Below are 14,167 nucleotides of genomic sequence, written 5' to 3'. Positions count from 1 at the left end.
GCTACTGTTTCATTTTATCGCGAAGCACCATTTGTAAAATGCCGCCGTGGCGATAGTAATCAATTTCCACTTCACTGTCAAAACGGACAACGACTTCAAACGTTTTTACCGTACCGTCTTCACTGATTGCTCTGACAGTCAGCAAGTCGCGCGGACGTACAGATTCATCAACATCCACCTCAATGACTTCCTTACCGGTTAAGCCGAGTGTATCCGCGTTTTCACCCTGTTTGAACTGGAGCGGCAGCACACCCATGAAGACGAGGTTGCTTCTGTGAATTCTTTCAAAGCTTTCGGCAATGACTGTTCTGATGCCGAGCAGGTTTGTTCCTTTTGCAGCCCAGTCACGTGAAGAGCCCATTCCGTAATCTTTTCCGGCCAGAACGACAAGACCCGTTTTATCTTCTTTATACCGCATGCAGGCATCATAAATAGATGTCACTTCCCCGGTAGGCCAATGTGTTGTGTATCCGCCTTCTGTACCCGGTGCGATTTGGTTTTTAATTCGGATATTGGCGAATGTTCCTCTCATCATGACTTCATGGTTTCCGCGGCGTGAGCCGTAAGAGTTAAAGTCACGAGGAGAAACGCCTTTTTCCTGCAGGTATTTGCCCGCCGGTGTGTCTTTTCCGATCGCTCCGGCCGGAGAAATGTGGTCAGTCGTCACGGAATCTCCGAATTTGCCGACAACGCGAAGTCCTCTTAAAGGCTCAACTTTTCCCGGCTCTACAGACATTTCCTCAAAGAACGGCGGGTTTTGAATGTAAGTGGAATCCTGGTCCCACTTATACAGCGCTTCATCCGTCGTTTCGATTTCGTTCCAGCGCTGGTTGTCGTCAAATACCGTTTCATACTCTTTGCGGAATAATTCCGGCGTAACAGTCTGTTTGACGAGAGAATTGATTTCATCCATGGACGGCCAGATGTCATCGAAATAAACATTTTGTCCGTCATTTCCGACACCGATCGGATCCGTTTTCAGGTTGATGTTTACAGTTCCTGCCAATGCATATGCGACAACAAGCGGCGGTGACGCAAGGTAGTTTCCTTTGACAAGCGGATGGATCCGGCCTTCAAAGTTTCTGTTACCCGACAGGACAGAAGTGATCAGGAGATCATTTTTAGCAACCGCTTCTTCAATCTCTGGAGAAAGCGGGCCGGAGTTCCCGATACATGTCGTACAGCCATACCCTACAAGGTTAAAGCCGAGCTCCTTCATGTAAGGAAGCAGGCCTGAGTTGACTAAGTATCCAGTAACAACCTTAGACCCCGGTGCAAGTGAAGTTTTCACATAATTCGGCACTTTCAATCCTAATTCTACCGCTTTTTTGGCTACCAATCCGGCACCGATTAATACATAAGGGTTTGATGTATTCGTACAGCTTGTAATAGCGGCGATTGCAATCGCCCCTGTTTTCATAACCGCTTCTTCGCCGCTGTTAAGTTTAAAAGAAATTTCTTTGTTCTCTTCAGCAGCATCCGCTCCGAATCCTTGGTTTCCGGCCGGGCTGACAAGATGTTTTTTAAACGTTTCCTGCATAACGGAAAGCGGGATTAAATCCTGCGGACGTTTCGGGCCTGAAAGGTTCGCTTCGATTTTAGACAGATCAATTTCCACAACGTCTGTAAAAATCGGCTCTTCCGCGTCAGGCGTATAGAATAAACCGTTGTTGCGGCAGTATGCTTCCACAATATCGATCTGCTCTTCTTCACGGCCGGTCAGACGCAAGTAAGAAAGTGCTTCCTCGTCAACCGGGAAGAATCCGCAAGTCGCTCCGTATTCCGGCGCCATATTGGCAATAGTCGCCCGATCCGCAAGCGGAAGCTCAGCAACACCAGGACCGAAGAATTCAACAAATTTATTGACTACGCCTTTTTCACGCAGCACTTGAGTGACTTTCAGCGCCAAGTCAGTCGCCGTCGTTCCGTTAGGCAATTTCCCGACAAGTTTCGCGCCGATGACCTCAGGAACAGGGAAATATGAAGGCTGGCCGAGCATTCCCGCTTCCGCCTCAATACCGCCGACACCCCAGCCGAGGACGCCGATTCCGTTAATCATTGTTGTATGGGAATCTGTTCCCACCAAAGTATCAGGATATGTCACAAGTTCTCCGTCTTCCTCTTTCGTATGGACAACACTTGCCAAAAACTCAAGGTTTACCTGGTGAACGATACCTGTTGCAGGCGGAACGGCCTGATAATTGTTAAACGCTTTCTTTGCCCAGCTTAAAAATTTATAACGTTCTGCATTTCTTTCGAATTCTAAGTCCATATTAATGGCTAACGCATCTTCCGTACCGGCTTTGTCAACTTGTACGGAGTGGTCAATGACCAGGTCAACCGGAATTTCAGGATTGATTTTATCAGGGTCTCCGCCGACAGAGGCCATGGCTTTTCTTAAAGATGCCAGGTCAACTACGGCCGGAACGCCGGTAAAGTCCTGCAGAATAACCCGTGACGGTTTAAACGGCACATCGATATCTTTTAATTCAGCAGTACCCCATCTTGCTAAATTTTCAACATGTTCTTTTGTAATGACGCGTCCGTCTACCTGACGCAAAACGGATTCCAAAAGAACCTTAATAGAATAAGGAAGTTTTGAAACATTGCCGACCCCTGCGTCTTCCAATGCTTTTAATGAATAGTAGTTATATGTTTTCCCATTTGAAGAAAATGTTTTTCTTGCTTGGAAAACGTCTTGTGTTGCGACTTTTTGCTGATTTGTCATTCTCCAAAATCCCCCTTCAATGATCAAGATCGTTCTTTAGATGAATGTTCACATTCCATCACAATTTTCTCACAATTTCATCTTAGTATAAAATCATACATAAGTAAATATCAATGTTTTTATTAAATACAATAAGATCGTCTTATCAGCATGATTTTCGGTAAATTTTGTCCGATTTTCCGCCTCATACAACGGGCTGTAAAGAGCCATATTAATGTTGAGGTGATGATCATGGTAAAACGGAAAGCCAATCATGTAATTAACGGCATGAATGATGCGAAAAGCCAAGGCAAAGGCGCGGGTTATATAGAAAATGACCAGCTCGTCCTGACGGAAGAAGAACGGCAGAACAATAAAAAAAGAAAAACAAACCAATAGCCGGAACACCTTAAAAAGGAGGCTTTAACATGACAAATAAAAACACAAGTAAAGATATGCATAAAAATGCTCCGAAGGGCCATAACCCCGGCCAGCCGGAACCGCTGAGCGGAAGCAAAAAAGTGAAAAACCGCAACCATACAAGACAAAAACATAATACAAGCCACGATATGTAAAACAGACCCCGGTGTCTGTTTTTTTGTGCCATTCACCCATTCAAAGCTTCTGCATACGTTATAGCAAGGCTTTTTAATATGGAGGAATGCTTCCATGAATCACTCAAAAAACGCTGAAGAATTTGATGATACGGAAGAATGGCTGCGGCAGTTTTACGAGGACCCGTATGCTTGGTATGACGAGACGCTGCCGATCGATCTATATGAAACAAGCCGTCAATATATCATTGAAGCCGACCTGACGGCGCTGAAGCAGGTGCAGGCGATCACCGTCACCCTTTCGGGAAATGAGTTTATGCTCTCTGTTAAAACGCTTGAACGGACGTTAAACAAACAAATGGTGCTTCCTTTTTATCTGAATGACAAACATATTTTCACTGATTTCACCAACCAAATTCTGACCGTCTCCATGAACAAGGAGCCAAATGAGACTCCTGCCTCATTTTCCTTTCAATTTCCTCTATAACATAAAAAAGCCGCTTTCATCCCTCAATGAAAGCGGCTTTTTTGTCCGGTCATATCAGTCATATACCCTCAAAGTGAATCTCCCATGGCCAAATAGCAGAATCACTATACGATAGAATATGTTCTAGCAACCGGAATGACTGGACATCTATCATTTTTTCTATTCTTTTTTTCATGTGTTCTTCTATTCTGTCTTCGTTTACAATATGGTTAAAGTAAGGAGGAGATAGAACAATGCTAGAAGGCTGGTTTATGTGGTTTATTTTATTTTGGGTCATCGTGATGATCGGATTGCTGTCTATCGGCGGGTTTTTTATGTTTCGAAAATTTTTAAAACGCTTACCGAAAGAAGACGGCCGGTCAGAACTGGATTGGCAGGACTATTATATTGAAAAAAGCAGGCACTTATGGAATGCGGGTGACAAGGCGTTTTTGGATGAATTGGTCGCTCCCGTACCGGAGCTCTTTCGGGATGTAGCCAAAGCGAAAATCGCCGGAAAAATCGGTGAACTTTCCTTAGCGGAGGAAGCTGAACAAATAAACCGTGATTTAATCATCAGGGGTTACATACTCGCCACTCCTAAGCGTGATCATCAATTTTTAAAAAAGCATCTCCGCGAAAAACAGATTGATCTTACTCCTTATCAAGCCCTGCTCAAATAAAAAACCTTTCCGTCCGCCGGAAAGGTTTTAATTCATCTGAATATCAGCGGTCTTCAGTTCATTAGAAAGTTTGCGGTAAGACATAAACATCGCGATGCGCCACGGGACAATCATTCCGAAAGCCAGAATCCAAAACATTCCGCTTAAAGCTCCGTAATCAATCGTCGTGCTCAAAATGGATTTCATAGCGATTCTGATAACCAGCAAACCAATCAGGATAAACACAAACGCTTTTGACCGTTTTAAATAGATTTCATTATTTTTAATCTCAAATTTAGATGTTTTAATCAGAAAAATAGAGAAGATCACGCCCAGCGTAATGGCCTCCAAAAATTCTTCGCCCGTCACTCTGAAAATCGGAAAAAGGAACATAAGCGCTCCCGTACTCATGAAAATCGGCGGGAGAATTATTTTTTTAGGTGAAGCGGGCTTGTCGGAGGCTTTAATCCTGACGATCATCACGGAAATTGCCATGGCCGCTGCAATAACGGATGAAATTATAATCATCATCTTTATCATTCCTTTGCTTGCACGGAGTTTGATACTATATACTATACTCCAAAAACATAAAAAAAACCAATTTGAAAAGAGAACACGTTTACGTTCCCGTTACCCGGCCTACGGCCTCCAGCACTTTAGATGCTTCAAACGGTTTAACGATAAAGTCTTTAGCGCCTAATTCAATCGCTTCCAGAACGATCCGCTGCTGCCGCATGGCGGTGCACATGATGATCCGGGCTTTCGGGTCAAAAGCTAAAATATCCTGCAGCGCCTGTATACCGTTTTTGACCGGCATGGTAATATCCATTGTCACCAGGTCGGGACGGATTTTTTGATATACTGCCAGGGCTTCCTCCCCGTCAGCCGCTTCCCCGGCCACTGTGTAATTTGCCGATTCCAGAATCTCTCTGATTTTCACCCTCATGAACTTGGCGTCATCTACAACTAAAACTCGTGTCATATTCCCCTCCACATATTTAACATTAACTAGTCTTATTGTACCAAAAACGAAAGGGTATATAATAGTTCAAAAGTTATTAATCCGTTACAGACCCGTAAATCCTCCGAAAAGATTTGACAGAACGATCAGAATGTAGCTCATCCAGTTAAAAAACAGCATAACTCCGATCAGAATCATAAGAATGCCGCCGATTTTCATGATCAGCAGCTGATGCTTGCGAATCCAATTCATTCTGGTAATAAAAAATGAAAGAACAAGAAAAGGAATCGCAAATCCGAGAACATATAAAAACATATACGGCACTGCTGAAGAAGGATTTGTATTTGCCAGCGAAAACACGGCTCCTAAAATAGGCCCGCTGCACGGCGACCATCCGGCTGCAAACGCAAGACCGATCAGAACCGAACCGATAAACCCCTCCGGACGGCGCTTAAAGTGAATGCGCCGCTCTTTCATCATGAATTTCGGCTGAAACACGCCAGCAGTAATCAGCCCGAAAAGGATCAGCATGATAGCGCCAAACTGGCGGATTGCTTCATGATATTGGGTAAAAAAACTGCCGATAAACGAAGTTCCATATCCCAATGCGATAAAAATCACGGAGAAACCAAGCAAAAAACAAAGTGTATGCACGAGGCCACGCTTTTGCAGCATCACCTTTTCTGTTTTCACCTCGTCCATACTGACACCAGTTATGTAAGATAAAAAGGCGGGGTACAGCGGCAGACAGCATGGAGAAATGAAAGACAGAAATCCGGCCCCAAACGTCAGAAAGTAATTAAAACTCACGATGACACACTCCCTTCGAGTTATGACAAAATCATTTCATTTTTTTAACACTTTCCCGAGAAGGATTACTTTTTATAGAAAAAGCTTATATAATTTAATTTGACATCGAGATATTATACTCCTTCTTATTTGAAAAACAGTATAAATGTGGATATAATAATAGCGACTCAGGTGAAAGATTTATGTATGAAAGGATATATCCCTGTGATTAGAGAGCATCTATTAAATGAAATTGAAAAAAAACGGGCAGAGCTGCTTAAAATCGTCATGACAAACGGAATGACATCAAACATTACGATAGAACTCAGCCAGGAGCTTGACCACCTTCTCATACAATACCAAAAAGAACTGCACACCGGCAGTTGGGGTGAAACATGACGCCAAAATAAAAAACCCTCTCCGGGTTTTTTATTTTTATAACCATGTATCTCTATATCATAATCTGTACGTATTATTTCGCTTGATTATTCATGGCTTTCATCATTTGATTAATTTTCTTTTGAGAAGGTTTCATTCCCATTTGCATCATCATCATGCGTAACATTTGTTCATTAATAGGCGGATTCTTTTTCAAATAGCTCATCATATATTTACGAGCAATAAAAAACCCGAGTGCAACACCTATGAGCAATGCGACAACGCCCACTAGGATGCCAACCCATAAAGTCATTTTATTTCCTCCTTCATGTTGTCTAGTTTAAAGTGTACTAAACCAAAGGCTATTATACAACATTTACATCTCTTTTTCCTCGTTTTTAGACAAAATTTCTTTCTCTGACCGGATTTAACCACCCGTAGCGCCGTGTCTTGAAATCCATTGCAAGAAAACAGGGGCTGATTTTACGCAGAATCTCAAAGAAAATCGTTTCCGCCTCATAATCTCCCGAAGCCGCAATCTCAATTAAACTGTCTTTCATCATGAAGGTGGCGCGGCCCTTTTCTCCGGGCAGTGTAAGCCGGTAAATGGAATCCAAACGGCTGTAACTCATTCGGTTTAAATGCAGCTGGAGCCGCTGATGCATATGTATCACCGGAATCGGTTCCGTTATATATTGAACTTGCTTTTCTGTCATTTGATATTCCTGGGGTGTCAGATCTGTCCAATGATAGTCTCGAAACAACTCAAACATAGCCGTTTCCCGCCCGAAGTAGTGGTTCGCAAACTCATCCTTTATCAGGTGCGTATAGTAATGACGTTCCATTTCCTCATCCCCTTTTAGAGCGCTTCGTTATTGCTTTCTATTATACAAAAGGAGAAAAGAAAGAATTGTCTATTACTGTTACGCCGCCCCTTCTATTTTTGTCGCATAAACAGGAAAAAGAGGATGATTTGACTCATCCTCTTTTGTCTCGTTATTTGTTTAGAAGTTTTTTCACGCGGTCAACTACGTTTTCTGCAGTAAACCCGTATTCTTTCATAATTGTTTCTCCCGGAGCTGAAGCACCGAAACGGTCAATTGCGAGAACGTCTCCTTCAAGACCGGTAAATTTGCCCCATCCGAAGCTTGAACCCATTTCGATCGCAAGACGTTTCGTCACATTCGGAGGAAGCACGCTGTTTTTGTACTCAGCCGATTGTTTTTCAAAGCGGTCCCAGCTCGGCATGCTGACTACAGATACGTGAATGTTTTCTTCAGCCAGTTTCGCTTGAGCTTCGATCGCAAGTCCGACTTCAGAACCTGTCGCTAAAAGAAGAGCGGCCGGTGATTCCGTTTGGGCTTTGGAAACGATATAAGCCCCTTTTTCCACGCCCGCATACGCTTCTTCAGCCTGCTGATCAATCGTCGGCAGGTTTTGGCGTGTCAATACAAGAGCTGTCGGATGATCTTGGCTTTGAACGGCAACCTTCCATGCAGCTGCGGTTTCATTTCCGTCAGCAGGTCTGATCACAGATAGGTTAGGAAGTGCGCGTAAAGAAGCAAGCTGCTCAATCGGTTCGTGAGTCGGCCCGTCTTCTCCTACGGCAATACTGTCATGCGTGAATACATAAGTGACAGGGAGTCCCATCAATGATGCCAGACGAATGGCAGGTCTTAAATAATCAGAGAATACAAAGAATGTGCCGCCAAATACGCGGAGGCCGCCGTGAAGCGCCATTCCGTTTAATGCAGCGCCCATCGCAAATTCACGGACACCGAACCAGAAGTTTTTCCCGGCGTAGTCTTTGGCCGTGAAGTCTCCTCCATTTTTGATTGTCGTTTTATTTGAACCCGCAAGGTCAGCAGATCCCCCGACAAAGAAAGGAATTTTCTTGGCGATCCCGTTCAGCACCTCACCTGAAGATGCGCGGGAAGCAAGGCTGCTGCCTTTTTCATAAACGGGAACTTCCTGATCCCAGTCTTTAGGAAGCTCGCCTTTTATGCCGAGTGACAGCTGTTCAGCAAGTTCAGGATATTTTTCTTTATAAGCCGCGAACAGTTCATTCCATTCCTGTTCTTTTTTCGAGCCGGCTTCTTTTACAGCTTGATTGAAATGCCCGTATACTTCTTCCGGAACATAAAAATCTTCTTCAAACGTCCAAGCATACGCTTCTTTTGTCAGCTTGCTCTCTTCTAGTCCTAACGGAGCACCGTGGACGCCGGATGTGCCCGCGCGGTTTGGAGAACCGAAACCGATCGTGGTTTTCACTTCAATCAAAGTCGGTTTTTTATCATTCTGGCGCGCTTTTTCAATGGCAGCCGTCAATTCAGCGATGTTGTTTCCGTCCTCAACATAAAGAACTTCCCAGTTCATTGCTTCAAAACGCTGCTTTACATTTTCAGAGAAAGAGCGGTCTAAATCGCCGTCTAAGGAAATGTCATTAGAATCGTATAATACGATCAGGCGGCCTAATTCAAGATGGCCTGCAAGAGAAGCGGCTTCGGAAGAAATGCCTTCCATTAAATCGCCGTCTCCGCAAATACTGTATGTATAATGATCAACTACGTTGAATGAATCACGGTTATATGTCTCAGCCAGATGGCGTTCTGCAATTGCCATTCCCACTGCCATTGCAATACCCTGTCCAAGCGGCCCGGTCGTTGCGTCTACTCCGGCTGTATGCCCGAACTCCGGATGTCCCGGTGTTTTGCTTCCCCATTGACGGAACTGTTTCAAGTCTTCAATGCTGAGGTCATATCCGCTTAAATGCAGCATGCTGTATAAAAGCATTGAACCGTGGCCTGCTGATAAAACAAAGCGGTCGCGGTTAAACCAGCCCGGATTCTGCGGATTTACATTCATAAATTTCGTCCACAGCGTGTATGCCATCGGAGCGGCTCCCATCGGCATGCCCGGGTGTCCGGAATTCGCTTTTTCAATTGCGTCTATAGATAGTGTACGAATGGTGGCAACTGATTTCTTTTCAATTGTATCCATTATAATCCCCTTCCTTATTGTTGTACCTTTTCATCATAAAGCGATGCTGACTTTTTCTCAACTCTTTCAGCTTAAATTTGAGATAAACTTGTTGAAAATTGTCGTAAAGCACATCCTGATATTAGTATATACGAAAAAAGAATACGTATTGCCGTATTCTTTCTGTTTAGTGAAGATTATTTTTCTGTTGTTCTCTTTTTAATTTTTCAGGGGTGACATCGTTGCCTTCCGGATCAATCACTTTTACGCTCTTTAACGTATTTTTCATTGAGGAGCGGAATCCTTTCAAATACTCCTGGCGAAGCTTTTGCTGTTCAGCTTTTTCCTCATCCGTTATCGTGTTTGATTTAGCTTTTTGAGCCAATTCGTTAATTCTTGCGATTTTTTCTTTAGAAATCATAATAAGCTCCTTTGGTGCGTGTTGATTATATACTACTAAAACGCAGTCTTTTTTACAACTGATGCGCGTCAGCTGCCTTCTGTGTCTGCGGTATATTCCTGAAACCGCCGGTGAACCGTGGCTTTGGACACGTCATAGCCGAATCCTCTTAGGGTCGCTGCGATTTCTGCAAAGGTAAGCTTGTTGGCTCTCAGCCTGATAATTTCCGAAACCGGAACCTCTTTTTTTTCTTTTCCGCTGTTTTCATGTCTGTTTTTCAGATTCCGTTCAGGTTTGTAGCCGTTTTTCACGGCTCTTTTCATTCCCCGCCGGATTTTCATATTGTGAATTTTCCTTTGATATTCCTCAACAATACTGACGATTTCAAGTACCATCGAATCAGCTTCGGAAAGCTCCAGTTCACCTTTATGAGCCGTCGTATATATCTTTACGTTCTCCCTGTAAATACAATGCAAAAGCGCAATCTTGGCGTTTCCTCTTCCCAATCTCGTTTCGTCCTGCACCAATATCGCGTCAATATGTGATTTTTTAATTTCATCAAGCATTTCAAATACTCCGTCGCGATCCATTTCATAACCGCTGGCTTTCTCAGAAATGACTTTCACGACTTCCATGCCGTTTGCAGCAGCGATCTCACTGAGCTCTTCTTCCTGTCTTTTTAATGACGTTTGCTGCTGTTCTTTGTTTGTGCTTACGCGGGCATAAATGAGCGCCTTCATTTCTCTCTTTCCTCTCTAATTGACAATGGCCAGCTGATATACGGCCGGATGCTTCTTCTTAACCGGAAGAATAAGTTCGTCTCCGGGCTTTATATCAGCAGTTTGGAGATGATTATTCTCCGTCACCCACTCAATGAAATCTTCTTTATTAATGTGTTTCTTTTCTGCTACATGATCCGCAAGTGACCAGAGTGTATCGCCGTCCTGAACCTTTATTTTAACATATTGGCTGAGGGACTGATCATTTCCCGCACATGAGACAAGTAAAATAGCGGCACTTAAAATCGCAGTAAACAGCCCGACAAATATGATAGATTCTTTCGCCATGTAAATAACCTCCGATAAGAATGTTTGTTCGCTTTTTATATCTTTCAGTATATACGAACAAATGTTTCTGTCAATCGTTTTTTTCGAACCTATGTTTGTACTGTCAGGAAAATCATGCTATAATCTACTTAAAAATCGACGTTTTGAGGTGCGAAATATGACGAAGCTATCAAAAAGGCAGCTTGATATCCTGCGTTTTATTAAAGAAGAGGTAAAAACGAAAGGATATCCGCCTTCTGTAAGAGAGATAGGAGAAGCAGTAGGACTGGCTTCCAGTTCAACCGTGCACGGCCATTTGGCGCGGCTGGAGACAAAAGGCCTGATCAGACGGGACCCTACTAAACCGAGGGCGATTGAGGTATTGGATGAAGAAGAAGTCCATATTCCGAAAAGCCAGGTCGTAAACGTTCCGGTCATCGGGAAAGTGACGGCGGGTATTCCGATTACGGCTGTTGAAAATATCGACGAGTATTTTCCGCTTCCTGACCGGATGGTTCCTCCGGGCGAACATGTCTTTATGTTAGAAATCATGGGAGAAAGTATGATTGACGCCGGCATTTTTGACAAAGATTACGTCATTGTCAAACAGCAGAACACGGCCAATAACGGAGAAATCGTCGTAGCTATGACCGAAGATGATGAAGCGACGGTTAAGCGCTTCTATAAAGAAGACAATTATGTTCGGCTGCAGCCGGAAAATCCGACGATGGAGCCGATTATCCTGCAAAACGTAAGCATTTTGGGAAAAGTGATCGGCGTATTCAGAGCCGTCCATTAATTCTATTAAACTTCATTTATCGTAAAAAACCCCTTACAGAGGGGTTTTTTTGCATAAAAAAAGCAGATTCGCCCTGGCTTAAGAAACGAATCTGCTAAGGAGGAAAAACTTACATTCTTATTATCCGACATCACACTTTTGAAGTCAACTAATAATGTTTCCCTCAAGAAACTTTTCATCCATTTTTCAACTTTTTATATATTTGTGCGTGATGAATTTGATTTTTTATCTTTTCTTTGGGCAGGTACGTCAAAAATTCAACTATGAATATTTAGTACATAGTGCAATAAGTTAAATATAAATATAAAAAAACCCGCTGCCTTTAGCGAGTATCTATTTTCAATCAAAATGATAATATTCTACACCGTAAAACCCTTTAATATAGACGGGACCACAGACGTTTGAAGAACTTTCAACCAGAATCCTGTATTTGTGATACGGATCAATTGATTTTTTATCCTGGGCACTGAGGTTTAGCCAGCTGCCGCTGTAGTTTTTAGAACTTAATGTATAAAAATTTCCGTTCAGCGCCATCCGCTGGAGTTTCATGCTTAAACCGCACGAAGAGTTGTTCATTATGGTGAACTTATAGCCTAAAAAATAATCGTCGGCAGCTACAGTCCCCGGATTTTCAATATGAAACTCTTTTGCGTTTCCCTCCAAAGTGAAGCTTGTTTTTGATCCGAATTCAGTGGTAGCCGCTTTAGCTGAGTGTATTCCGCTAAAACATAATAAAAAAACAGCAATACATATCCAATATTTTTTCATTTGCATCCCCCTTTTTACATATTTTAACTTGTGAATCCTGTGATGTCTATTCACATTTTACTTTATAACCACTATATACCAGTTTAAAAATTTGCGGATTGCTTACAATGAAGACTAAACGAAATAACGAAGGTGGTTCAAATGAAACACGTAATTGCTTTCGCTTCTAAAACGGCGCTCACACTTGCTTTACTGTACATTGTTCTGGATCTTATGTACCAAGTAACCTTTTTAAACGTTCTGTTTATTACAGTGATCTTAAGTTTAATCACTTATTTTGCGGGTGATTGCATGATTCTGCCGAGAACAAGCAATTTCACAGCCGTTGCAGCTGATTTCGGAATTTCATTCATTATATTATGGATATTCCTGATGAACATTGGCGGGTTTAATGTCTCTCCTGCCGCGGCATCGGTTATCTCTGCACTTTGCATTTCTGTTTTTGAGGCATTTTTTCACCGGTATTTGCAGCAATATGTACTCCCCGAAGATTACCAGGACACAACAGAGACGGATAGCACGCTATGGAGCTATCAAACCGAGGCGTCTGAAGAATTAGTGCCGGAAAAAGACCCTCAGGAAAAAACATAAAAAGGAGGCAATCGCCTCCTTCTCTATTTACTTTTGCTTCTGATCGTCCAGCGGCAGCTGCAGCAGTGAGTCTGTGCCTGTCGCTTTCGGCGTTTTTCCGTCCCATTTTTCAATCCATTTATATTTGATCATTTCATCGGACATTGATTTCTTTATGATTTCGTTATAGTCAGCGATCCCTTCCGCTTCAATTTTTTTCTTTTTCGCTTCGGCTTCGGCTATTTTAATTTCAGTTTGTGTCCGTTCAAGTTCCTGTGAAGACTTCACCCTTGCATCGATGGCTTCCTGTGTGGCTTTATCCGGCTTTGGTACGCCAAGCGTCAGATCATCAATTAAAAATCCAAGACTCTTCATATCATCAGCAAATCTCTTTTGAACATCGGCAGCGGCTTCTGCAGATTTTTGCCCGTATGTGTCAATAACCGAGTATTTGCTGATTGATTTTCGCGCCGCATCCCACAGCCTTGTTTTTAAATATGTATTTTCGATCGTTTCCACATCTACCGCCCCGAATTTGTTAAACAGATCGACTACTTTATCAGGCTGCACGACATAGTTGTAAGCGATATCCATTTCAATATTTTTACCGTCAGAGGTTGCCACTTTTATATTTTCATTATTCACTGTCTGCATACGCACCGGGTATTCCGTTACTTTATTAAATAATCCGACTAAGTGCCAGCCTTGGTCCAATGTGTCGGATTTTACCCCGCCATTCGGTGAGTATACAACCCCGACATAACCGTTCGGTATTTTTTCAATGAATAGTGACGCTGTGACGCCCGCAATTAAAAGGGCTGCACCTATAATCACACCGCCGAGAATTTTTTTTGTGTTTCCGCGCTTATTTTCGCTCATGCTGATCTTCTTCCTCCCATGACTTTTTTAATTTTTTGGCTCCGCTTCCCACTTGTTTAAAGATTGGACTAAGCATCAGCCATAAACCGAATCCGATGATGACAAGAAGAATGATAGACCCGATCATCACTTTCATTTGCCCACCTCTTTTCTTTCATCCTGTCAATTATGTATACGATCTTAAGAACTTAAAGTTTCATAAATTTCAA

Annotated in this window: 20 protein-coding genes; 7 read left to right on the top strand and 13 right to left on the bottom strand. The window is 42.8% G+C overall.

The features are described from left to right. Window position 1: 1 nt before the first annotated feature. Window positions 2–2,728: an aconitate hydratase AcnA gene (acnA, locus tag ACWJJX_RS04600; RefSeq protein ID WP_070081882.1), complete on the bottom strand. Its 2,727-nt coding sequence runs from the start codon at window positions 2,726–2,728 to the stop codon at window positions 2–4. Window positions 2,729–2,959: 231 nt separating this feature from the next. On the opposite strand from acnA, the gene sspO reads away from it, so the two are divergent. The 4 genes from sspO to ACWJJX_RS04580 all read left to right on the top strand — a co-directional run bounded on the left by sspO (window position 2,960) and on the right by ACWJJX_RS04580 (window position 4,410). Next, entirely contained in the window at window positions 2,960–3,106 is a 147-nt protein-coding gene (sspO, locus tag ACWJJX_RS04595; protein ID WP_003153982.1) for an acid-soluble spore protein SspO, read from the top strand. Window positions 3,107–3,135: 29 nt separating this feature from the next. Beyond that, window positions 3,136–3,282 carry a small acid-soluble spore protein P gene (locus ACWJJX_RS04590; RefSeq protein WP_003153984.1) on the top strand — a complete coding sequence of 49 codons (147 nt, stop codon included), beginning with the start codon at window positions 3,136–3,138 and terminating at the stop codon, window positions 3,280–3,282. Window positions 3,283–3,376: 94 nt separating this feature from the next. After that, the gene (locus ACWJJX_RS04585) at window positions 3,377–3,748 is read left to right on the top strand and encodes an Hsp20/alpha crystallin family protein (RefSeq protein WP_454022766.1); all 372 of its coding nucleotides are present in this window, start codon (window positions 3,377–3,379) and stop codon (window positions 3,746–3,748) included. 233 nt (window positions 3,749–3,981) lie between these two features. Further along, window positions 3,982–4,410 carry a DUF2621 domain-containing protein gene (locus ACWJJX_RS04580; RefSeq protein ID WP_003153987.1) on the top strand — a complete coding sequence of 143 codons (429 nt, stop codon included), beginning with the start codon at window positions 3,982–3,984 and terminating at the stop codon, window positions 4,408–4,410. 27 nt (window positions 4,411–4,437) lie between these two features. On the opposite strand, the gene ACWJJX_RS04575 is transcribed toward ACWJJX_RS04580, so the two are convergent. From ACWJJX_RS04575 to ACWJJX_RS04565, 3 genes are all read right to left on the bottom strand, one after another. Then, complete coding sequence (locus tag ACWJJX_RS04575) at window positions 4,438–4,929, bottom strand: CcdC family protein (protein WP_088005392.1); 492 nt, start codon at window positions 4,927–4,929, stop codon at window positions 4,438–4,440. Window positions 4,930–5,008: 79 nt separating this feature from the next. After that, window positions 5,009–5,371: a response regulator gene (locus ACWJJX_RS04570; protein ID WP_007410327.1), complete on the bottom strand. Its 363-nt coding sequence runs from the start codon at window positions 5,369–5,371 to the stop codon at window positions 5,009–5,011. Window positions 5,372–5,455: 84 nt separating this feature from the next. Beyond that, window positions 5,456–6,163, bottom strand: a complete 708-nt coding sequence (locus tag ACWJJX_RS04565) for a cytochrome c biogenesis protein CcdA (RefSeq protein ID WP_088056486.1) — start codon at window positions 6,161–6,163, stop codon at window positions 5,456–5,458. Between the two features lie 201 nt (window positions 6,164–6,364). Between ACWJJX_RS04565 and ACWJJX_RS04560 the strand changes: the two genes are divergently transcribed. Beyond that, window positions 6,365–6,538 (top strand): aspartyl-phosphate phosphatase Spo0E family protein, encoded by a 174-nt coding sequence (locus ACWJJX_RS04560; protein WP_012117647.1) that lies wholly within the window; start codon window positions 6,365–6,367, stop codon window positions 6,536–6,538. Between the two features lie 73 nt (window positions 6,539–6,611). Here the strand turns inward: ACWJJX_RS04560 and ACWJJX_RS04555 are convergent, their stop codons facing one another. The 6 genes from ACWJJX_RS04555 to yneA all read right to left on the bottom strand — a co-directional run bounded on the left by ACWJJX_RS04555 (window position 6,612) and on the right by yneA (window position 10,963). Next, on the bottom strand, window positions 6,612–6,830 hold the full coding sequence (locus ACWJJX_RS04555) for a YneF family protein (protein WP_003153994.1): 219 nt from the start codon (window positions 6,828–6,830) through the stop codon (window positions 6,612–6,614). Window positions 6,831–6,915: 85 nt separating this feature from the next. Continuing rightward, window positions 6,916–7,362, bottom strand: a complete 447-nt coding sequence (gene sirA / locus ACWJJX_RS04550) for a sporulation inhibitor of replication protein SirA (RefSeq protein WP_003153995.1) — start codon at window positions 7,360–7,362, stop codon at window positions 6,916–6,918. Window positions 7,363–7,513: 151 nt separating this feature from the next. After that, a complete protein-coding gene (tkt, locus tag ACWJJX_RS04545; RefSeq protein WP_101563055.1) occupies window positions 7,514–9,517 on the bottom strand; it encodes a transketolase in 2,004 nt (667 codons plus the stop codon). 166 nt (window positions 9,518–9,683) lie between these two features. Next, entirely contained in the window at window positions 9,684–9,917 is a 234-nt protein-coding gene (locus ACWJJX_RS04540; RefSeq protein WP_003153997.1) for a DUF896 domain-containing protein, read from the bottom strand. A gap of 68 nt (window positions 9,918–9,985) precedes the next feature. Further along, window positions 9,986–10,636, bottom strand: coding sequence for a YneB family resolvase-like protein (locus ACWJJX_RS04535; protein WP_003153998.1), 651 nt, complete (start codon window positions 10,634–10,636; stop codon window positions 9,986–9,988). Between the two features lie 15 nt (window positions 10,637–10,651). Beyond that, window positions 10,652–10,963, bottom strand: coding sequence for a cell division suppressor protein YneA (gene yneA / locus ACWJJX_RS04530; RefSeq protein ID WP_003154001.1), 312 nt, complete (start codon window positions 10,961–10,963; stop codon window positions 10,652–10,654). A 157-nt stretch (window positions 10,964–11,120) separates the two neighbouring features. Between yneA and lexA the strand changes: the two genes are divergently transcribed. Next, window positions 11,121–11,741 (top strand): transcriptional repressor LexA, encoded by a 621-nt coding sequence (lexA, locus tag ACWJJX_RS04525; RefSeq protein ID WP_003154004.1) that lies wholly within the window; start codon window positions 11,121–11,123, stop codon window positions 11,739–11,741. A 339-nt stretch (window positions 11,742–12,080) separates the two neighbouring features. Here lexA and ACWJJX_RS04520 read toward each other — a convergent pair whose 3' ends face one another. Beyond that, on the bottom strand, window positions 12,081–12,509 hold the full coding sequence (locus ACWJJX_RS04520) for a hypothetical protein (RefSeq protein ID WP_070081879.1): 429 nt from the start codon (window positions 12,507–12,509) through the stop codon (window positions 12,081–12,083). A gap of 141 nt (window positions 12,510–12,650) precedes the next feature. Between ACWJJX_RS04520 and ACWJJX_RS04515 the strand changes: the two genes are divergently transcribed. Next, entirely contained in the window at window positions 12,651–13,100 is a 450-nt protein-coding gene (locus ACWJJX_RS04515) for a YndM family protein (protein ID WP_003154009.1), read from the top strand. Between the two features lie 27 nt (window positions 13,101–13,127). Here the strand turns inward: ACWJJX_RS04515 and ACWJJX_RS04510 are convergent, their stop codons facing one another. Then, entirely contained in the window at window positions 13,128–13,958 is an 831-nt protein-coding gene (locus tag ACWJJX_RS04510) for a prohibitin family protein (protein WP_003154011.1), read from the bottom strand. Next, on the bottom strand, window positions 13,945–14,094 hold the full coding sequence (locus tag ACWJJX_RS04505; protein WP_003154013.1) for a hypothetical protein: 150 nt from the start codon (window positions 14,092–14,094) through the stop codon (window positions 13,945–13,947). Before ACWJJX_RS04505 ends, ACWJJX_RS04510 begins: the two co-directional genes overlap by 14 nt. Between the last annotated feature and the right edge of the window lie 73 nt (window positions 14,095–14,167).

The organism is Bacillus sp. YH3-2-B2 (assembly GCF_053663335.1).
This window is presented reverse-complemented; position numbering and strand designations above follow the sequence as displayed.